20 protein-coding genes and 1 other RNA gene are annotated in these 20,392 nt (G+C 64.2%); 9 read left to right on the plus strand and 12 right to left on the minus strand.

Annotated features, from left to right (window positions below):
* Both ftsL and rsmH read right to left on the minus strand, forming a co-directional pair.
* Positions 1-435: a cell division protein FtsL gene (gene ftsL, locus E2I15_RS20300; protein ID WP_137480595.1), complete on the minus strand. Its 435-nt coding sequence runs from the start codon at positions 433-435 to the stop codon at positions 1-3.
* Between the two features lie 2 nt (positions 436-437).
* Complete coding sequence (rsmH, locus tag E2I15_RS20305; protein ID WP_137480593.1) at positions 438-1,433, minus strand: 16S rRNA (cytosine(1402)-N(4))-methyltransferase RsmH; 996 nt, start codon at positions 1,431-1,433, stop codon at positions 438-440.
* Between the two features lie 571 nt (positions 1,434-2,004).
* On the opposite strand from rsmH, the gene E2I15_RS20310 reads away from it, so the two are divergent.
* On the plus strand, positions 2,005-2,871 hold the full coding sequence (locus tag E2I15_RS20310) for an N-acetylmuramoyl-L-alanine amidase (protein WP_155262471.1): 867 nt from the start codon (positions 2,005-2,007) through the stop codon (positions 2,869-2,871).
* Between the two features lie 120 nt (positions 2,872-2,991).
* Complete coding sequence (locus tag E2I15_RS20315; protein ID WP_016840052.1) at positions 2,992-3,219, plus strand: hypothetical protein; 228 nt, start codon at positions 2,992-2,994, stop codon at positions 3,217-3,219.
* Between the two features lie 80 nt (positions 3,220-3,299).
* Here the strand turns inward: E2I15_RS20315 and E2I15_RS20320 are convergent, their stop codons facing one another.
* Entirely contained in the window at positions 3,300-4,535 is a 1,236-nt protein-coding gene (locus E2I15_RS20320; RefSeq protein WP_137480589.1) for an RNA polymerase sigma factor, read from the minus strand.
* Between the two features lie 105 nt (positions 4,536-4,640).
* Positions 4,641-4,994: a YciI family protein gene (locus tag E2I15_RS20325; protein ID WP_137480588.1), complete on the minus strand. Its 354-nt coding sequence runs from the start codon at positions 4,992-4,994 to the stop codon at positions 4,641-4,643.
* 224 nt (positions 4,995-5,218) lie between these two features.
* Here E2I15_RS20325 and E2I15_RS38790 point away from each other — a divergent pair, with 224 nt between their 5' ends.
* Entirely contained in the window at positions 5,219-5,374 is a 156-nt protein-coding gene (locus tag E2I15_RS38790; protein WP_170991631.1) for a hypothetical protein, read from the plus strand.
* A 7-nt stretch (positions 5,375-5,381) separates the two neighbouring features.
* Positions 5,382-5,582: a hypothetical protein gene (locus E2I15_RS20330; RefSeq protein WP_137480586.1), complete on the plus strand. Its 201-nt coding sequence runs from the start codon at positions 5,382-5,384 to the stop codon at positions 5,580-5,582.
* 23 nt (positions 5,583-5,605) lie between these two features.
* On the opposite strand, the gene E2I15_RS20335 is transcribed toward E2I15_RS20330, so the two are convergent.
* A complete protein-coding gene (locus E2I15_RS20335; protein ID WP_137480584.1) occupies positions 5,606-6,037 on the minus strand; it encodes a PAS domain S-box protein in 432 nt (143 codons plus the stop codon).
* 103 nt (positions 6,038-6,140) lie between these two features.
* On the minus strand, positions 6,141-7,040 hold the full coding sequence (locus E2I15_RS20340; RefSeq protein WP_137480582.1) for a LysR family transcriptional regulator: 900 nt from the start codon (positions 7,038-7,040) through the stop codon (positions 6,141-6,143).
* 146 nt (positions 7,041-7,186) lie between these two features.
* On the opposite strand from E2I15_RS20340, the gene rnpB reads away from it, so the two are divergent.
* An RNA gene (rnpB, locus tag E2I15_RS20345) (RNase P RNA component class A) lies at positions 7,187-7,601 on the plus strand.
* Between the two features lie 173 nt (positions 7,602-7,774).
* Here rnpB and E2I15_RS20350 read toward each other — a convergent pair.
* On the minus strand, positions 7,775-9,226 hold the full coding sequence (locus tag E2I15_RS20350; RefSeq protein ID WP_137480580.1) for a GntP family permease: 1,452 nt from the start codon (positions 9,224-9,226) through the stop codon (positions 7,775-7,777).
* Between the two features lie 4 nt (positions 9,227-9,230).
* The gene (locus E2I15_RS20355; RefSeq protein WP_137480578.1) at positions 9,231-10,250 is read right to left on the minus strand and encodes a patatin-like phospholipase family protein; all 1,020 of its coding nucleotides are present in this window, start codon (positions 10,248-10,250) and stop codon (positions 9,231-9,233) included.
* A gap of 228 nt (positions 10,251-10,478) precedes the next feature.
* On the opposite strand from E2I15_RS20355, the gene E2I15_RS20360 reads away from it, so the two are divergent.
* From E2I15_RS20360 to E2I15_RS20370, 3 genes are all read left to right on the plus strand, one after another.
* Positions 10,479-10,658 carry a hypothetical protein gene (locus tag E2I15_RS20360; RefSeq protein ID WP_137480576.1) on the plus strand — a complete coding sequence of 60 codons (180 nt, stop codon included), beginning with the start codon at positions 10,479-10,481 and terminating at the stop codon, positions 10,656-10,658.
* Between the two features lie 61 nt (positions 10,659-10,719).
* Positions 10,720-11,247 carry a hypothetical protein gene (locus E2I15_RS20365; protein ID WP_155262472.1) on the plus strand — a complete coding sequence of 176 codons (528 nt, stop codon included), beginning with the start codon at positions 10,720-10,722 and terminating at the stop codon, positions 11,245-11,247.
* A 179-nt stretch (positions 11,248-11,426) separates the two neighbouring features.
* Positions 11,427-13,934, plus strand: coding sequence for an arylsulfatase (locus E2I15_RS20370; protein ID WP_170991630.1), 2,508 nt, complete (start codon positions 11,427-11,429; stop codon positions 13,932-13,934).
* 133 nt (positions 13,935-14,067) lie between these two features.
* Here E2I15_RS20370 and E2I15_RS20375 read toward each other — a convergent pair whose 3' ends face one another.
* Positions 14,068-14,784 (minus strand): alpha/beta fold hydrolase, encoded by a 717-nt coding sequence (locus E2I15_RS20375; protein WP_137480574.1) that lies wholly within the window; start codon positions 14,782-14,784, stop codon positions 14,068-14,070.
* 105 nt (positions 14,785-14,889) lie between these two features.
* Here E2I15_RS20375 and E2I15_RS20380 point away from each other — a divergent pair, with 105 nt between their 5' ends.
* Entirely contained in the window at positions 14,890-15,633 is a 744-nt protein-coding gene (locus tag E2I15_RS20380; RefSeq protein WP_137480572.1) for a sulfite exporter TauE/SafE family protein, read from the plus strand.
* Between the two features lie 51 nt (positions 15,634-15,684).
* On the opposite strand, the gene E2I15_RS20385 is transcribed toward E2I15_RS20380, so the two are convergent.
* The 3 genes from E2I15_RS20385 to E2I15_RS20395 form a co-directional block, all read right to left on the minus strand.
* Positions 15,685-17,484: an ABC transporter ATP-binding protein gene (locus E2I15_RS20385; protein WP_137480570.1), complete on the minus strand. Its 1,800-nt coding sequence runs from the start codon at positions 17,482-17,484 to the stop codon at positions 15,685-15,687.
* Between the two features lie 519 nt (positions 17,485-18,003).
* The gene (locus tag E2I15_RS20390) at positions 18,004-18,537 is read right to left on the minus strand and encodes an REP-associated tyrosine transposase (RefSeq protein ID WP_137480635.1); all 534 of its coding nucleotides are present in this window, start codon (positions 18,535-18,537) and stop codon (positions 18,004-18,006) included.
* A 232-nt stretch (positions 18,538-18,769) separates the two neighbouring features.
* Positions 18,770-20,359, minus strand: a complete 1,590-nt coding sequence (locus E2I15_RS20395) for a DHA2 family efflux MFS transporter permease subunit (protein WP_137480568.1) — start codon at positions 20,357-20,359, stop codon at positions 18,770-18,772.
* Positions 20,360-20,392: the final 33 nt, after the last annotated feature.

Raw genomic sequence — 20,392 nt, forward strand, 5'->3', positions numbered from 1 at the left:
TCATGGCTGGTCTCCCCCGCCCTGCCCGAGGTCTTCGAGCGCAGGCTGGTCGGTCGCCGCCTTGTCGATCGATCCGGTCGTGCTGTCGGGCGCCGCGGCGGCCTCGATGGTGTCGATCATCGCGCCGATCGGATCGCGCGAACCGGGCCGCGTGAAGCTCGGCGGCCGCTCCGGCAGGTTCTTCAGGGAATCGTACTGGTTGGCGTTGATCGGCTTCAGCGGCAGATGGCGCTCGGCGAGCCCCTGCAACCGGAGCGGCGCGTCGAGCTTGGCCCATTCGGCGCGCAGCCCGGCGATCGCGTTGCGCTGCTCGCGGATCTCGGCATTGAGCTGCAGCACGCGTTCGACGCGCGCGGTCGATTCCATCTTGATGCGGTAGACATAGGACGCCGCGAAGATCAGCATGCCGATGACGAGGAGATGGAGAAGGCGCATCGTCACCCTCCCCGCTTCAGGTCGGACAGGCGCGGCCATGACGGCAGGTCGTCGTCGGCGTGCACCGGCGCGGCGGTGCGTTCGGCGGCACGCAGCTTGGCCGATCGCGCGCGCGGATTGGCGGTAAGCTCGGCCTCATCAGGCGTCACCGGACGCTTGGTCAGGATCTGAAAGCTCGGCGCCGCTTGCGCCACCTCGGGCAAATGCCGCGAGCCGGCAGAGACCTTGCCGCGTTCCGTGAGGAAATTCTTGACGATGCGGTCTTCCAGCGAATGGAAGGAAACCACGACGAGCCGGCCGCCCGGCTTCAGCACGCGCTCGGCGGCTGCGAGCGCCAGATAGAGCTCATCGAGCTCTTCATTGACGAAGATGCGCAGCGCCTGAAAGGTCCGCGTCGCCGGATGAACCTCGTTCGGCTTGGCGCGCACGACTTTCGCGACGATATCGGCAAGCGCATCGGTCGTCGTGATCGGCGCGTCCTTGCGCGCGGCGACGATGGCGCGGGCAACGCCGCGCGAATGGCGCTCCTCGCCGAAGACATAGATGATGTCGGCGAGCTGTTTCTCGGAAGCCGACGCGACCACGTCGGCCGCGGTCGGGCCGCTCTGGCCCATCCGCATGTCGAGCGGACCGCCGAGGCGGAACGAGAAGCCGCGTTCAGCCTGGTCGAGTTGCATCGAGGAGACGCCGACATCCATCACGACGCCGTCGACCGCAGCCACCCCCTGCGACGCGCAGACCTCGGCGAGGTTGGAGAAGCGATCCTCGACCAGCGTCAGCCGACCGCCCGCGCCGTCGACCAGATCGAAGCCGCCGGTGATCGCGGTGCGGTCGCGGTCGATGCCGATCACGCGGGTCTCGGCGACATCGAGGATCGCCCGGCTGTAGCCGCCGGCACCGAAGGTCGCGTCGACATAGATGCCGCCGGCGCGCGGATCGAGATACGCGACCGCCTCACGGCCCAGCACCGAAATGTGACGCGGCGCACGCTCGCTCATGCGCCGCTCCCGGGCGGGGCCGCGTAACTGGCATACAAGCTGGGTGCGCGCCGACTCATTGCGCCTCGAATCCTCGCGCCCGGAGCCTTCTCCGTTCCGATTCGATCGGAAGGGAGCTCCGGATTCCTGTCTTGACGCGTCTTCTTCACGCGAACCGGTATCCACTTCGCTTGAAAACGCGTGAAAAAGCCGCTGCGTGACGCCAGCGCCAACTCCCGTCCTCGGCCGCAAATCCTGATATCCGACCGGAATTGGGAGGGTTTCCATGGGATTTCGCGCAAACAGCGGGGCTCAGCGTCATTTGGCCGTCCCCCCGAAACCGGTTCGGCACTTCACCTCTCAGTAACGGCACTTAACGTTAAGAAAACGTTGATGATCGGTTAGCGGAACCGCGCGCCTTTGATCCGCATTCGAGTGATACCCTCGAGACTCACTCCGGGCTCAATTGCGCGGCGCATCGTGGAACCGGCAGGGTCGATTGCGCAGCCCGCACGGTAAAGGAATAGTAAACGCCTATTTGTTTATCCATATGTCAAAATGCTTTCTCCTGGTTCGGGTTTGAGTGATTCGTATGGCTTCAAGTTCGTCTTCGTCCGGCAACGCTGATCCGAAGCGTCAGCGCGCCCTCCCTGTTCCAAAGGGGGTGGCGGACGCGAAGACGTTCACGCCGGATTCCTCGATCGCCTCCGACGTGATCCCGTCGGCGAACTTCGGCGATCGCGCCAATGGCCGGCAACCCGACATGATCGTGCTGCACTACACCGGCATGCCCGATGTCGAGGGCGCGATCACCCAGCTCTGCACGGCCGGCACCGAGGTCTCGGCGCACTACATCGTGCTCGAGGACGGCCGCATCGTGCAGTGCGTGCCGGAGAGCAAGCGCGCCTGGCACGCCGGCGTGTCGGCGTGGGCCGGCGAGGACGACATCAACTCCTGCTCGATCGGCGTCGAGATCGTCAATCGCGGTCACGATTGGGGCTATCCGGACTTTCCACTGCGCCAGATCGCGGCGGTGATCGCGCTGTGCCGCGGCATCATGCTTCGCCGCAAGATCGTCCCGCATCGCGTGCTCGGCCATTCCGACGTGGCGCCGGCGCGCAAGAAGGATCCCGGCGAGAAATTCCCGTGGCACTCGCTGGCCAATTCCGGCGTTGGGCACTGGGTGCAGCCGGCGCCGATCGTGCGCGGCGACGCGCTGCAGCTCGGTGCGATCAGCGACAACGTCTCCAACATGCAGGCCGCGTTCCGGCGCTACGGCTACAACATCCCGACCAACGGCAAGTTCGACGGCCCGACCATGGAGGTCGTCACCGCCTTCCAGCGCCACTTCCGCCCGGAGCGTATCGACGGGATCGCCGACCACTCCACCATGGCGACACTGCACGCGCTGCTCGAGAGCCTGCCGCCGGATGCGGCGGCAGTGGTCGCGTCGCGCTAGGCTCGCCTCCGTCCGTCACTGCGACGAGCCGTGCTTTTTCCGGCCAAGTGTGCATGCACGTTGGAACTTTTCGGCATATGCGGTCTTTGTAGCTGGGGCGGTCCGAGTGGAGATTCGTCCATGTTCAAAGCACTGATCGCAGGAGCTGCCGCCGTCGGCCTCATTGTCGCTCCGGCAGCCGCTGGCGCTATGTCGACCCAAAGCAAGACGATGTCGTCGACCCATCACAAGACCCAGAAGGTCCATCACGCGCAAAAGAAGATGGCACCCGGCACCACGACCGGCATGTCGAAGGGGACGACGACCGGGCAATCGAGCACCGGCGCCAAGGCAAAGACAGGGTACTAAGCACGCTCAACGCCGCACGGCGCGCTGATCATCGTGGATGAATTGCGCGCCGCCACTGGCCACGCACGAGACGGGGTGCGTCACCCCATCTCGGCAATCCGCCGCGCATAAAGCCGCCGCAGCGGTTCGAGTTGCGTGGCTGCTGTTGCAGCGAGATAGGCCTGCCGCGCTTCGTCCTTGCGGCCGAGGCGGCGCAGGAGATCGGCGCGCACCGCGGGCAGCTGGTCATATCCCTTCAAAGTGCCGCGCGCGTCCAGCGCGTCGATCAGGTCGAGCGCGCGCGCCGGGCCGTCGACCATCGACACCGCGGCAGCGTGATTGAGCTCGATCACCGGCGACGGGCTGATGCGCAGCAGGACCTCATAGAGACCGGCGATCTGCGGCCAGTCGGTGTCCTTGTAACTCGGCGCCCGCGCGTGCAGCGCGGCGATCGCGGCCTGCACGGCATAGGACTGCGGCCGGCCCGGCATGCGCAGCGCCTCCTCGACCAGTTCGAGGCCTTCGGCGATCTGCTGGAAATCCCACAGCGAACGGTCCTGCTCCTCGAGCAGCACGATATCGCCGCCGGCGGTCTGGCGGCCGGCGCGCCGCGCATCATGCAGCAGCATCAGCGCCAAGAGTCCCTTGATCTCGCCACGCGCCGGTATCAGCGCATCGATCAGCCGCGCCAGCCGGATCGCCTCGCGCGCGAGATCGGGCCGCATCAGATCCTCGCCGGCGGTCGCCGCATAACCTTCGGTGAAGACGAGGTAGATCACGGCGAGCACGCCGGTGAGGCGCGGCTCCAGCGCCTCGCGCTCGGGCACCTCATAGGGAATGCCGGCGAGTTTTATCTTTTGCTTGGCGCGCAAGAGGCGCTGCGCCATGGCGTCCTCGCTCACCAGGAAGGCGCGCGCGACCTCGACCGTCGTCAGCCCGCACACCGTGCGCAAGGTCAGCACGACCTGGACCTCGGCGGCAAAGGACGGATGGCAGCAGGTGAAGATCAGCCGCAGCATGTCGTCGTCGAGCGTTGCATCGGCCGGCTCGGGCGAGGACTCCGCATCGAGCAGGATTTGATGCGTCAGCTCCTGCTGCTTGCCGCGAAACGTCGCCGCGCGGCGGACGCGGTCGATCGCCTTGTTGCGGCCGACATTGACCAGCCAGGCGCGCGGATTGGAGGGGAACTCGCCGATCGGCCAGCGCTGCAGCGCCACCGCGAAGGCATCCTGAAGTGAATCCTCGGCCAGATCGAAATCGCCGACGAGCCGGATCAGCGTTGCGAGCGCCCGGCCCGCCTCGTCGCGAAACACTTTTTCGATCTGGCTGGGGGTCATGCTCGCGCCTGATGAGGAACCGTCATTCCGGGGCGATGCGAAGCATCGAACCCGGAATCTCGAGGTTCCGGGTTCGCGCTTCGCGCGCCCCGGAACGACGAAGCATCAGTTGTCGTAGATCATCACCGGCCTGACTTCGATCGAGCCGGTCTTGGCGCCGGGAATCCGCGCCGCAAGGCCGAGCGCGGTGTCGAGATCCTTGGCATCGACGAGATAGTAGCCGCCGAGTTGTTCGCGGGTTTCCGCAAACGGCCCGTCGGTCGTCAGCGTCTTGCCGTCGCGCACCCGCACGGTGGTCGCGGTCGACACCGGCTGCAGCCCGTCTCCCGCCTTGAAGTGTCCGCTCTGGATGATGGACTGGGTGTAGACCGCATACTCCGCCGACAGGGCCTTGCGGTCGTCGGGATTCATACGGCCATACTCCGCGTCGCTCCGGTAGATCAGCAACAGATATTGCATCTTGAGAACTCCTCTTGATCGGCTGGATTGCCGACACCCAGTCGAACGGGCGACACGCAGAACGACATCGTCAGGATAAATTATTTTGGCCGCCCGGCGTGAATGCCCCGGCGGGCCGCGGCGCCGGGTTATATCGGATAATCCGATAGTAACCGCCAGTATTATTCGTTTGTTAAATTCATGGCAGCGCGTAGCCTTGGGTAGGGATGCCCGGAGGACTCGCCATGACACCATTGCCGCAAACAGCAACGCGCCTTTCCCGGCTCTTGCTGTCGATGCTGTACCGGATCCTGCGCAGCCGGATCGTGGCGAAACCGCGCCACCACGCCAGTCAGGTCGCCTCGACCATCGCCGCGGGCGGCAATCCGCTCGGCGTGTGAGCGTGCAATGCAACGGGGCACCACGCGCCTGAAGGCGCTGCGTCAGCTTATCGCCGACGAAGGGCTGACCATCGCGATCCTTGCGGCGGTTGCCGCAGCGACGGTGATCGCATTTGGTTTCGGCGCGGAAGCCGACATCGTCGCCACGATGCTGGTCATCGGCCTCGTGACCGCGCTAGCGGAGACCCGCCTGCGATCGGGGAAATAGCGGTCACCTCATGGCCGGCGTCATCACGATGTCCCGGCCTGCTGCGCGGCGCGGCGCCGCAACTCCTTGAGTTCCTCGAAACGCTTGGTCACGTCACGCATCACCGCGACGGTGCCGGCGACCTTGTGCGCCGCATCGTGCAGCATCGCGATGGTGAATTCGACGGAGATGCGCGTGCCGTGCCTGGTCAGCGCCGGCACCGACAGCAGATCGCCCTGACCGTAGCGGCTCGTCCCGGTCGCCATCGTGTGGCGGAAGCCGGCCCAGTGACGCGCGCGCAGATTCTCCGGAATGATCAAATCGAGCGATTGTCCGATCGCCTCCTCGGCGCTGAAGCCGAACAGCCTGACCGCGCCGGGATTCCACAAGGTGATGCGGCCTTCGGCATCGGTCGCAACGATCGCGTCGGAGGCGCCCTTGAGCAACGCCTCTCCCACTTCTGCCGCAATATCCATCGTTGACCTCCTGCTGACGCCATCCTGCTGTGAACGCGGATGTCTGCGCTGACAAGCGAAGAAAACCGATGGGACTGATCGGTGATGCCGATAGCAATCGCGGTCAGCGCCGCCGCCGCGTGGCAGGCCTCGCCCGCGGGAGGTCCGCGCTCGTATTGACCTGGGATGCGGCAAGCCGATGCATGGTCTCGACCGCGCGCGCCAGATGATCGTCCTGGCTGTCAGCCGGATAGGCGACATAGGCCGGCATCGCAAAGCCAGGTGCGCCGGCGACGGCGTGCAGCCGCCGCGCCTTCAGGAGCGGCTCCACGATACGGCGCGCAAAGAATCCGGAGCCGCCATTCTCCAAGAGATGCTGCAAGCCGAGCCAGCCGATGTTCACCGTCAGCGCGGGCCCGGCGAAATTCGGAAACAGCGTAGAATGACGCGCGTAGAATTCGGGTCCCCAATCGACATAGACATAGCCCGGCCCCGGCTCCGGTACGCTCTTCGGATCGGTCGACACCAGGATGAGCTGCTCCTCGAACAGCTGCTCGACCTTGAGGCCGGGGCGGCTCTGCGGCGTGTACATCACGCCGATATCGATGCGTCCCTCGACCAGCCCCTGCATCAGCTCGGGCTCGAGCGCGCTCTCGGCGCGGATCGAGATGTCGGGATGCGCCCGCGTCATCAGCGGCAGCCAGCGCAGCAGATATTCTTCCCAAAGGCCGATGCGGCCGCCCACGACCAGCGTCGCGGAAAATCCCTTGGGGATGCCGACGTCATGGCGCGCCTGCTCGACGGTGCGGACCAGCACCGAGGCGTGGCGCTGAAACCGCCGGCCTGCCGGCGTCAGCGTGGTGCCAGCCTTGTTACGCACGAACAGCACGCAGCCGAGCTGCTGCTCGAGCGTGTGGATGCGGGTGCTGACGGTCGACTGGCTGACATGCAGCCGCTCCGCCGCGGTGATGAAGTTGCCGGCGCTGACCACCGTCAGGAACGTCCGGGCCAGTTCGGTATCCATGGCGCCTCGACCTTTGAATCGATCAAATCGATATCAAAGGCCCCTGCTCTGCGAATGTCAAAATCGAAGACCGGCTAGGCGCCACGCCAAGGGTTAACCATCGCAATCGCTTGACGCGGGCGGCCAAAGCCCGCATGCGTACGCCGTCAGTCGGCCGGACGGCCGCTCCCGCAAGCGCCGAAAGGCCGCGGGGGAGGAAAGTCCGGGCTCCATCGACATGCGGTGCCGGATAACATCCGGCGGGGGCGACCCCAGGGAAAGTGCCACAGAGAACGAACCGCTCCCTCCTCGGAGGAAGTAAGGGTGAAAAGGTGCGGTAAGAGCGCACCGCGTTTCCGGCAACGGAGACGGCATGGCAAACCACACCGGGAGCAAAACCGAATAGGGACGGCAACGCGGTTAGTTCGCGCATGCGCGATAACACCGCAGGGCGATGTCAGGCCCGCTGTCCGGGTAGGTTGCCGGAGGCAAGGTGCAAACCTTGTCCCAGAGGAATGGCCGTCGCGCATCATTCGCAAGAATGGTGCCCTACAGAACCCGGCTTACAGGCCGGCTGATATTCTAAATCGTTTTCGAGCGAAGTGGAGTTCCGGTTCGCATCAAGAAAACGCGTCTTGCTTAGATGGACCATGAGGGGCTCGGCGCAACACGCCGGGCCCCTCGCCATTTTCAGGTGACCGTCATTCCAGCCGGGCTCGCCTTGCGGCCGGCAGAGCCGACCCATCATCCTTGCGTCAGAACGACCCGAAAGCGGTGCCGATCGCAATCACCGCTACGAGCGCGATAACGGAACTCGCAATGCCGACCATGACAATGTCGAGATAGCTGTCGCGATGCTTGAGCCCACAGATCGCAAGCAGGCTGACGACCGCGCCGTTGTGAGGCAAAATGTCCAGTGTTCCCGAGCCGATCACCGCGACGCGATGCAACAGGCCGGGGTCAATACCCGCCTCCGCGGCAAGGTGCATATAAGTCTGGCCCAACGCATCGAGCGCGATCGTCAAGCCGCCGGAAGCCGATCCCGTCAGCGCGGCGAGGATGTTCGTCGCGACCGCGAGCGACACCAATGGGCCGCCCTCAATTTGTAATACCCAGTCCCGCACCACGCCGAAAGCGGGAAGCGAGGCGATAACGGCGCCGAATCCGACAAGGCTTGCGACGCTCAGGGCCGGCAGGACCGACGCGTTGGCACCCGCATCCATGGTTCGTCGTAGTGCGGGCAACCGCGTCCAGTTGCAGAGGATGACCGTCACGATCGCTCCGGCCAACGCCACGACAACCGACCATACACCGGCCACGGCAGCCAGCGATGTATTTCCCCACCGCTGTTCGGCCAGGAACGAGAAATCAAGCCGAGGCAGCACAACAAGCGACATCACCAGATTGACGGCGACGACGACGATCAGGGGAAGGATGGCGTTGAAAATCGGGACGGCGGCGCTGCTGTGATGTCCGCGGCGGAGCTCCGCCGGGTCGAATTCTCGCGCCGTCGTAGCCCGCTCGCGCAACAGCTCGTCGTCGGCTGCATCCGCCGGAACCGGCGGCTCGTCGCCATAACCCTCCTTTGCACGACGCGCTGCTTTCTCCGCGCGAAGAAGCCACCACAGCCCGACGCCCAGCATGATGATCGATGCGACAACGCCGAGGCCCGGTGCGGCAAAGGGGGTCGTGCCGAAGAAAGGCATCGGTATCGCATTCTGTATCGACGGCGTGCCCGGCAGCGCCGACATGGTGAAGGTCGAAGTCCCGAGAATGACCGCCGCCGGTACCAGACGACGTGGAATCCCCGCCGTGCGAAACAGCGACTGCGCCATCGGAACGATGACAAAGAAGGCGACGAACAGGCTGACGCCGCCGTAGGTGACCAGTGCGCCTGCGAGCACGACCGCGAGGATGACCCGGCGTTCGCCCAGGCACCGGGAGATGAAGCCCGCGACCGCAGCGACCGCGCCGCTGTCATCCATGAGCTTTCCGAACACGGCGCCAAGCAGAAAAATAGGAAAGAACTGCGCGAGAAACTCCGACGCACTACCCATGAAGGTCTGCGTCCAGTTGGCAAGCAGCGGCTCGCCACCGAAGGCTGCGGCCACCAGCGCACAGAGCGGCGCAAGCAGCAGCACGCTCCAGCCGCGGAAAGCAAGACAGACCAGCAGCCCAAGCCCGACGAGAATGCCGAGAAGACCCATCGTCTCAGCACTCCGTCAGCAGAATATCGAGATCTGCCGTCGAACGCTCACCGAGATCGGCGCCATGCGCGTCGAGGAATTCGCCGGCGGCTCGCCGCCCTTCCTCGTGCAGCTTGGCCACGAACGCCCATTCGGCATTAAGCTTGGATGACGAACCGAACGTCGCAAGCATGTCGCTCTTGATCCGGTGCGTCTTCATCTGCGCCCAGCGGGCGCCCTCCCCGGTACCGGGGTCGGCGACCTGGCGAAGCAACGCGATCATCCGCAGCTCCTTTGCCAGCGGTGAGTTGAATGAGATCTCGTTAAGCCGGTTGAGAATGTCGGCGGCCGTACGCGGCTGCTCCGGACGCTCGGTCGGGTTGATCTGGACGACGACGGTGTCGCGCGCGTCGGTCTCGCGAACGAGCGGCGTAATCGTGGGATTACCCGCATAGCCGCCGTCCCAATAGGGCTCGCCATCGATCTCGATCGCGCGAAACATCGTTGGCAGGCAAGCCGACGCAAGCAGGACATCCGCGGTAATCTCGGCGTTGCGAAAAATCCGTCCGCGGCCGGTACGCACGCGCGTGGCGGTGATGAAGAGCTTGATCGGCGCGCGTGCAAGACGCTCGAAATCGATGCTGTCGTTCAATATGTCGCGGAGCGGATTGAAGCCAAGAGGATTGAGGTCGTAGGGTGAAAGCATCCGCGACATCAAATCGGTGAAGAGATAGGCCGGGGAGCTGTCAAGCGACCAGCGTCCCATCAGGCGGTCGAGCGGCGACCGTTGCAACGGGCTGAATGCGGCGGCGCGCGAGACGCTTCGCCAATATTTTTCAAGCGCTTCGCGTGCGCCGGCAGCGCCGCCCGCGGTCCAGCCATCCGCCAGCACGGCTGCGTTCATCGCTCCGGCCGATGTCCCCGATATGCCCGCAATCTGAAACCATGACTCTTCGAGAAGCCGATCCAGGACACCCCACGTGAACGCACCGTGCGATCCCCCACCTTGAAGCGCCAGGTCTACGAGCACGGGGCTGCGGTTCATGAGTCCATGCTCACCAGCACGCGAGGCCCTGATTATGTCGCAGTTTAACCGAACATGCGAGACAAAGTTGCGGTCGCTGCCCAGTTCCGATGGCACACTTCGAACGAAATTGTCTCAACTCGAAGCGAAGCGGACCGACCGCGTCAGTGCAGCCGCAGGCTCGCGTTTCTTGGAAGGCGACATGCATCGGTGGCGGGCGTAGAGTGTGTCCCTCGCGGAGGATCGCAGATGGACCTTCAGAAGATCATGGCGAAGGCAAGGGACATCGCCAGGAGCAGCGGCACGATCACAACCGAGCAACTGAACGGGATGTGCCCCAACAATATGGAGCCTGAAGATATCGCGGCCCTCTTTGCGGCTCTGCGGGCTGAGGGGATTCGTCTCAAGGATGACGAAGCAGAAAAGTAGGGGCCACTGTGCCTTGACGCTGGAGCAAGGCAACTCAAGAAGATCAAAAGGAGGAATAGGAATGTCGGTCGCCGGCAAGTTCGAACGTAGCATCCTCAGCCATGAAGAATATGAGGCGATCCGTCTGACGCATCATCCCGCCATCTACGGCGTCGAGGTGGCTGAGCTCGAGGCCATGCGACCCCGCTTGCGCAAGATGCGCGACAAGGAGCGAACGGTCGGCCGCCAAAAGCAACGAGAGAGCCGCGGAAAGGCTGAGGCTCGCGGGACGAGCTTTCCGGGAACCGCCAAGCATGCTTCAGAGCGTAAGCAGGTCTTCGCAGCGGCGCTGAAACGGGTGAACACGGAGCTCCGGCGTCAGCACAATTTGGCAGCCCGGACGGCACATGTCGAAGCGGCTCGAAAGGCCCTCGCACTGCACCGGGCCGCGAACTTCACAACTCGTCCCTCGGCTGGAGCCACCGCGGACGAAGGCATGGCGCCGAAGCCAAGCGAACGCCGGCGAAAGGTCATAGCAGGCGCGAAGATCGGACGCGTGTCGCAGGCGACAAAGGTGGCTCAGGCCGTCCGCGACGCGCGCGGTGCATAACCCGGGCAAACAAGTGGCTGATTGATTTCAGCGAGGCATTTCAGCGGCATTGGTCAATGCCGCTGACCTAGTCGGGACTGCTCCAATCTTCGCGCGCGCTTTCCGGCTTGATATACATCAATGTTACGACCGCCGCGACAGATGACGTTGCCGATATTTTTTGAATTGGGAGCGTCACCATGTATTGCTCGAAAGCTGTGTCGGCTCTTACTCTTGGATTGCTCATCTCCACTTCGGCGCTAGCCCAGCAAAACACCGCTGCGCCGGGCTCGCCCGGCGCCACGGCAGCGATCGACGGAAGGCAGCTTCCGCCACCCGATCCCAAGTTCGGCGGCATTATCAAGGACGGCGCCCTGCAGTCGAAGCCGTGGTGGCCGTCGCGTGTCGTCCCGCCCAGGGACGCACCGAACGTGCTCCTGATCATCACCGACGACGCCGGTTTCGGCGTGCCGAGCACCTTTGGCGGCGTCATCCCGACGCCGACGATGGACCGCATCGCGAATGACGGCCTGCGCTACAACCGCGTCTTCTCCACCGCCCTTTGCTCGCCGACCCGCGCGGCGCTGATCACCGGACGCAATCACCATTCGGCGGGCTTCGGCGTGGTCTCCGAGCAGTCGACCGGCTTCCCGGGCTACAACAGCATTATCGGCAAGGATAAAGCGACAATCGGTCGAATCCTGCTCGACAACGGCTACGCCACTTCGTGGTTCGGCAAAGAGCACAACACCCCGGTCTACACCGCCAGCCAGCTCGGGCCGTTCGACCAATGGCCGGTCGGCATGGGCTTCGAGTATTTCTATGGCTTCGTCGGCGGCGACGCCAACCAGTGGGAGCCCAACCTCTTCCGTAACACGACGCAGATTTATCCGTTCCAGGGCAAGCCGCCCGGCACCTGGAACCTCGTCACCGCGATGGCGGACGACGCCATCGATTGGATGACACGGATGCACCAGACCGACCCGTCGAAACCGCTCTTCATCAAATACGCGCCCGGCGCCACCCACGCGCCGCACCACCCCACCAAGGAGTGGGTCGACAAGATCAGCGCGATGCATCTGTTCGACGATGGCTACGAGAAGCTGCGCGAGCGCATCCTCGAGAACCAGAAGCGGCTCGGCGTCGTTCCCAACAACACCAGGCTCGCACCATGGCCCAAGGAGATGCTGAAGCCGTGGGACCAGTTGAGCCCCGTGGAGAAAAAGCTCTTCATCCGTCAGGTCGAGGTCTTTGCCGCCTACGCCGCCTATAGCGACCACGAGATTGGCCGCGTGATCCAGCAATTCCAGGACCTCGGCAGGCTCGACAACACGCTTGTCATCTACATCAACGGCGACAACGGCACCAGCGCGGAAGGCGGACCGCTCGGCACGCCAAACGAAGTTGCGTTCTTCAACGGCCTGAACGAGCTGCCGGCAGACGTGCAGATGAAGTTCTACGACGTCTGGGGCACCGAACAGACCTACAACCACATGTCGGCCGGCTGGTCATGGGCATTTGATACCCCGTTCGACTGGTTCAAGCAGAACGCTTCCAGGCTCGGCGGCATCAACCAGAACATGGTGGTGTCGTGGCCGGCACGCATCAAGGACAAGGGAGCCTTGCGCGAGCAGTTCGTGCATGTGATCGACGTCGTCCCCACGATCCTCGAGGCCGCGGGCATCCGCGCGCCAGAAGTCGTCGACGGCATCAAGCAGGCACCGATCGAAGGCACGAGCTTCGCCTACACGTTCGACGCGGCGAACGCGAAGACCGCGTCGCGTCACAAGACCCAGTACTTCGAGATGTTCGGCCAATGGGCTCTCTATGACGAGGGCTGGATGCTCTCCACCAAAGTCAACCGCGCGCCCTGGCAGACGTTCGGCCCGGCCAACCCGGACCCGCTCAACAATCAGGTCTTCCAGCTCTACAACCTGAACAACGACTTCAGCCAGACCGAGGACATCGCGGCGCAGAACCCTCAGAAGGTCAAGGCGATGCGACAGAAGTTCGTTTCAGAAGCCAGGAAGTATCAAGTCTTCCCGCTCGATGCTTCAGTCGCGGCCCGCATCGTGGCACCGCGCCCGAACATCACCGCCGGCCGCAAGGAATTCGTGTACACGCGGCCGATGACGGGACTGCCGCAGGGGGATTCGCCGGCGCTGCTCAATACCTCGTACACGATCACCGCGGACATTGATGTGCCGCAGGGCGGCGCCGAAGGCATGATCTTGACTTCGGGAGGCCGCTTCGCCGGCTATGGCTTCTACCTGCTGCAGGGCAAGCCGGTCTTCCTCTGGAACATGGTCGATCTCGAACGCATCAGGTGGGAGGGCTCTGATGCGCTGTCGCCGGGCCGGCACACGGTTGAGTTCGATTTCAAATACGACGGCATTGGTGCCGGCACGCTCGCGTACAACGATTTCAGCGGCCTCGCTCAGCCCGGCACCGGCACGCTGAAGGTCGATGGCAAGACGGTTGCCAGCCGGAAGATGGAGAAGACGCTGCCGATGATCCTGCAATGGGACGAGAGCTTCGACATCGGCTCCGACACGCTCACGGGCGTGAACGATGCAGACTACAAGCCTCCATTCCCCTTGACGGCCAAGCTCAACAAACTCACGATCAAGGTCGACCGGCCGCAACTGACGCCCGCGGACATCAAAAAACTGCAGGCGGCGATGCGGGAAAAGGCCAGCGCCGACTGATCGCAGGGCATGCGTGCGGACCGCGCTACCTGGCGGAGAGCCCGCACCTGCGGGCCATCGCGCCGCGACGTTTTCGAGAACAATGCGCCGCGAAGCTCGGGATGCCGGGTGCGATGTCTAGCATCGCCCCGGACTAGGCAGCAATCTCCTGCAGCAGCGCCATCAGCGCCTCCGGCGCGGTGACGTTGGGCGAATGGCTGGCGTCGATCTCGAAATAGCGCCAGCCGGCTTCGTTTTTGATGCGCCTGGCGAACTGGCCGAACGTGTCGGCCTGCGTGGCGCGGGTGGCGTAGATGTAGCTGCGCGGCAGGCTGGTCTCGCCGTGCTTCAATCTCAATTTCTGCTCGAAGCATTTGATCGGCATGTCGACGCGCCGCGCGGTCAGCCATTCGACGTCTGCGGGAGACGTGTCCGGCGGCACCGGCATCGGCGGAATCCGCCAGCCATCGCCGTCGCTCGCGAACTCACGCATGGTCTCGACGGCCTCTTCGTTGAGATCGAACAGCGACTGGCCGTCGCGCGGAACGAAGGCGTCGATGTAGATCATCTGCGCGATGCGCTCGCGCACCCGGTCGGCGACGCCGGTCGCGACCATGCCGCCATAGGAGTGCCCGATCAGCACGATGTCGCGCAGGTCTTCGTAACTGATGACGCTGAGCACATCCTGGATATGCGCTTCGAGGTCGAGTCCTTGATGCGCAAGGTGCGCGCGCTCACCGAGCCCGGTGTAGCTCGGCGTGACCAGCCGATGCCCGGCGGCCTGCATCAGGGGATGCATCTTCTTCCAGACCCAGCCTGCCGACCAGGCGCCGTGACAGACCAGAAAGGTCTTTTGCGAATTCGTAGTCATGGGATGCTCCCGTTCCGATTGTCGTTGATGAGCCGCGATTTTGAAGTGTACCGACAGCTTGCGTCGTGTAAACGTCCCGGCAACGATCATAAGAACGAGATGAGGATGACCACGGCAAGCTATGCGATCCTGTTCTTCGGCGCGCTTGCCGGCGGTTTCGTCTCCGGCCTTGCCGGCTTCGGCACCGCGCTGATGGCGCTCGGCATCTGGCTCTACGTGCTGCCGCCGACACTCGCGGTGCCGCTGGTGCTGGTCTGCTCGGTCATCGCGCAGCTCTCGACGCTGCCGTCGATATGGAAGAGCATCGATTTCCGGCTGGTCTGGCCGTTCGTCATCGCAGGCCTCGCGGGCGTGCCGATCGGCATCCTGCTGATCGCGCAGGCAGACCCCGAGGTCTTCAAGCTGACGATCGGCGTCTTTCTGCTGGTGTTTCCGACCGCGTTGTTCCTGCAGCGCAAGCCGATGTCGATCGCCTTCGGCGGCAAATGGGCCGACGGCGCGATCGGATTTGCCGGCGGCATCCTCGGCGGCCTCGCCGGACTGTCCGGCCCGCTGCCGATCCTGTGGGCCAGCGTGCGCGGCTGGGGCAAGCAGCAGCGTCGCGGCGTGTTCCAGATCTTCAACTTCACGATCCTGGCCGCCGCGCTTTGCGTGCAGATCGCAAGCGGCCTGGTGAAGCCCGAGCTGATCTGGCTGGTGGCGTGCGCGTTTCCGGGGACGCTGCTCGGCGCCTGGCTCGGCGCGCGGCTCTATCACGCGCTCAGCGACCGCAATTTCTCCGACGTCGTGCTGCTGCTGCTGTTCCTGTCCGGCGTCGCACTGGTGTGGAACGGGCTGGCGCCGAAATAATGCATTCGCGCGTGGCTGAAGGACAAATGTCCATCAGCCACGCGCTTTCGTTCACTCAGCCGCGGCCTGGCCGAACTCGGTCGCCTGGCGCTCGAACAGGCCGCGATAGATGCCGCCGGGACGCGCGGCCAGCACCTCATGCGTGCCCTGCTCGACGATCTCGCCGCGGTCGAACACCAGGATGCGATCCATGCTGCGTACCGTCGACAGCCGGTGCGCGATCACGATCGAGGTGCGGCCCTTCATCAGCCGTTCCATCGCCTGCTGGATCAACGCCTCCGATTCCGAATCGAGGCTCGAGGTCGCCTCGTCCAGGATCAGGATCGGCGCATCCGCCAGGAAGGCGCGCGCCAGCGCCACGCGCTGCCGCTCGCCGCCCGACAACTTGACGCCGCGCTCGCCCACCAGAGTGCCGTAACCCTTCGGCAGCCGCATGATGAAGTCGTGCGCATTGGCAAGCCGCGCCGCCTGCTCGATCGCCTCCATGCCGGCGCCCGGCCGGCCATAGGCGATGTTCTCCGCCAGCGTGCGGTGGAACAGGATCGGCTCCTGCTGCACGATCGCGATCTGGCTGCGCAGCGATTGCTGCGTTGCCCTGGCGATGTCCTGACCGTCGATCAGGATCCGGCCAGCGGAGACGTCGTAGAGCCGCTGCACCAGCTTGACGAAGGTCGTCTTGCCGGAGCCGGAGCGCCCGACCAGGCCGACCCGCTCGCCGGCGTCGATGTCGACCGAAAGCCCGTCATAGAGCGGCCGGCGATGGCCGCCATAGTGGAACGTGACGTCGTCGAACACGATGCGGCCGCCCTGGATGTCGATCGTCCCAGCGTCATCCGCATCGACGATGCCGAGCGGCTCGCCATGGATCTGCACCAGCTCCTCCATGTCGTTGACCGAACGCTGCAGGTTGTTGATGTGCATGCCAACGTCGCGCAGATACGCATGGATGATGTAGTAGCTGGTCAGCACATAGGTGACGTCGCCCGGCGTCGCGGCGCCCTGCGTCCACAGCAGGATCGCACCGCCGATCACGGAAGCGCGGAAGCACAGCAGCACCAGGAGCTGCGCCGTCGAGGTGTGGTTGTAGCGGAACCAGGTCCGCCGCACCCGCCTCCGCCAGCGGCTGATGACGCCGTCGAGCCTGATGTCCTCGCGCGCTTCCGCACCGAACGACTTCACCACCGCGTTGCAGGTCAGGGCATCGGCCAGCGTGCCGCCGACCTTGGTGTCCCACGCATTGGAAACCCGCGCGGCCGGCGCGACGTAGCGCACCTGGAACGCCATGGTCATCGCGACATAGATCACCGAGCCGACCGCGATCACCGCGCCGAGCTGCGGCCAATGCACGCCGAGCAGGATCATCGAGCCGACCAGCACCACGACCGACGGCAGCAGCGCCATCAGGATGGTGTCGTTCAGCAAATCGAGCGCCCACATGCCGCGCGTGATCTTGCGCACGGTGGAGCCGGCGAACGAATTGGCGTGCCAGTCGGTCGAGAAGCGCTGCACCCGCATGAAGGCCTGCTGCCCGACATCGGACATCGTCTTCAGCGTGAACGGCACGATGGTCTGGATGCCGACCAGCCGCAGCACCAGCGACAGCGCGCCGAGGCCGACGATGGCGCCGAACGCCAGCATCGCGGCATGGCGCGCGACCGCATCGGTGGCGCCCGCGGTCAGCGCGTCGACCAGATGGCCGGAAAACACCGGCATGAACAGGTCGGCCGCGGTTGCGCCGAGGAATCCCGCCGTCACCGCGGAGGCACGGAGCGGCTGTTCCAGCCAATGGCGGAAGACAAAGGGAAGCACGATCCGGATCGCGGCCGGCCGCTTGGTCGTCAGAGAGGTCATGGCACATTCCGGCCACGCTTTTGCAGCGCGAGCCGGCTCCATCTGAGGCGACGTGCGGGCGGAATCCGACCGCGAGCGCCGCTGGAAATTGTCGATAGATTGTTGGGAAGTTTTGATGATCGGGGATCGGGCCCGATCAGCGCCGGGAGCTAACGCGTAAAGGCGTCCAGCACCGTCGAACGCGGGCGCGCGATCTGCGAAATAGGCGACTTCATGCGCATCTCCCGGGTTCGAGTAAGGAAGCGCTGCTTATAAATGCATCACGCGCGATTGGCAAGGTAACATCGGCGTGAGTGCGTCAATGTGTCGACGATGCAACGCTCTGCACGCGACCGGGCGCACCGCGCGCGAAGCCGATGCGCTCAATGCGCGACAACGGCCGACTTTCGTAGCCCGGATGAGCGAAGCGATATCCGGGAGCGCCGGTCATCGCTCGATGCGATCATCGGATCAGGTCGGCCACCATCCCGCATGTCGCTCCGCTCATGCGGGCTACGAATGAAGATCCGCCAACCCTCCTCACTCAGGACGTTCGCCAAAACTTCCGCCTTCTCCCGCATCACCCGCCCAATCGATTGGCAGCACGCCCTCCCTCACATACCGATGAAACGAGGAATGTCGCCAGTCGCACACGCGCCGGACCAAGCCATGCTTGACTGGGTTGAAATGGATGTAATCAACGTGCCGCGCGAAGTCATCTTCATCGCGGATTGTGTGCTCCCAAAACCGCCGCTGCCAGAGCGCCAGATCACCATTCGATCGACGCTTCAGCTCTATCGAGGCAGCGAGCAACCGGCTGCTGAAGTGTCCCTTGATCCGACGCCAACGACCTGCAAAATCGGAATCGCCTTGCGGCAGTGTAAGGATCGCGTGGAGGTGATCGGGGAGCACCACCACTGCATCGACTGAGAACGGACGTTCGCGACGGGCGGTACCGAACACATCCCGCAACGCCGTGATATGATCCACGAGTAAGCCGGATCGCCGGTCATCGAGCGTGACTGTGAAGAAGAACGTACCGCCAGGAATGAAGTTGCGCCGGTATCTGACTATCCCGTACTCCGCAGCGTCCCCGCATGTCGCTTCGCTCATGCGGGCTACCACGTCAGATTATTGCAGACTGGCGGACACATGCGTCAATACAGATCAACGCCTGGAGCTCGACGCTCCGTAGCCCGGATGAGCGAAGCGATATCCGGGGCCGCGTCACGTTCAGCGATGAACTGTTGAGATCGGTCCCGCATGTCGCTCCGCTCATGCGGGCTACGAAAACAGATGACACCACCTAATGCGCGTCGCCGCCGCTCGCGGTCATCGACGGCGGCTTGTTGACGAACAGCACCAGAAGGCTGAGCGCGACATAGAACAGCGACAGCATGAAGAAGGCGTCGCCATAGCCCATCACCGCGGCCTGGCGGTGCACGATCTGCGAAAGCTGCTTCATCGCCATGACGGCGGAATCGCCCATGCCCTGCATGCGCTGGGTGAACATGTTGAGGGTCTCGACCGCGGTGGTGTTGCCCCAGGTCACGCGGTCATGCAGCCGCGAGATGTGCAGGTCGGTGCGGTCGTTGAGCACCTCGTTGATGACGGCGAGCCCGACCGCGCCGCCGAGATTGCGCATCAAATTGAACAGGCCGGAGGCGTTCTTGACGCGATCCTGCGGCAATGTGGCGAGCGCGATGTTGTTGGTCGGCACCATCGCGCACATCATGCCGATGCCGCGCAGGATCTGCGGCAGCAGCAGCTCGTAGAAATCATAGTCGCGGGTGATCCAGGTCATCTGCCAGGAGCCGAGCGCGAAGGTCACGAGGCCGAAGGCGATGATGTAGCGCAAATCGACCTTCTGCATCAGCCGCCCGACCACGGGCGCCATGAAGAACATGGTGACGCCGGAGACGAACATGGTCTCGCCGATCATCAGCGCGCTGTAGCCGCGGATCTCGGCGAGATAGCGCGGATAGACGTAAGTGAGGCCATAGAGCCCGATGCCGATGCAGAACTGCAGCACGCAGCCGACCGCGAAATTGCGATTGGAAAAGGCGTAGAGATCGACGATCGGCTCCTCCGCGGTCAAGACGCGCCAGAAGAACGCGACCGCCGAGACGAAGCAGACCGCGGCGCAGATCGCGACCGAAGTGTCCTGCAGCCACTCATATTGCGGCCCCTCCTCCAGCACATATTCGAGCGAGCCGAGGAAGCCGCCCATGAAGATCAGGCCCCACCAGTCGAAGCGCTCGAGCAGCGCGAAGTTCGGCTGGTCGAAATCGACCAGCGCCAGCACGCCTGCCGTGATGATGACGCCGGGTACGATGTTGATGAAGAACAGCCAGTGCCACGACATCAGGTCGGTGATGTAGCCGCCGACGGTCGGTCCAACCGTGGGCGCCAGCGTCGCGACGAGGCCGATGATCGGCGCCACGATGTGGAATTTGGTGCGCGGGAAGATCGTGTAGGCCGAGGCGAACACCGTCGGGATCATGCCGGCGCCAAGAAAGCCCTGCAGCGCGCGCCACAGGATCATCTGCTCGATCGAGGAAGCGAAGCCGCACAGCAGGCTCGAGGCGGTGAAGCCGAACGCCGAGATCGCAAACAACAGCCTTGTGCCAAGCGCGCGCGACAGGAATCCGGACAAGGGAATCGCGATCACTTCGGCGATCAGATAGGCGGTCTGCACCCACGACACTTCGGTCGAAGAGGCCGACAGGCCGGCCTGGATCTCGGACAGCGAGGCCGAGACGATCTGGATGTCCAGGATCGACATGAACATGCCGAACACCATGATGATGAAGGCGACCAGCCGCTTCGGCTGGATGCGCTCGGACTCCGAGGCGCCGGTCATCATCGAGGGCGAAGCAGTGGTCGTATCAGCCATGGACTCATCGGCTCCAAGCCTCGGACTCCGTCC

The sequence above is a fragment of the Bradyrhizobium sp. BR2003 genome, assembly GCF_009720285.1.
Lineage (GTDB): Bacteria > Pseudomonadota > Alphaproteobacteria > Rhizobiales > Xanthobacteraceae > Bradyrhizobium > Bradyrhizobium elkanii.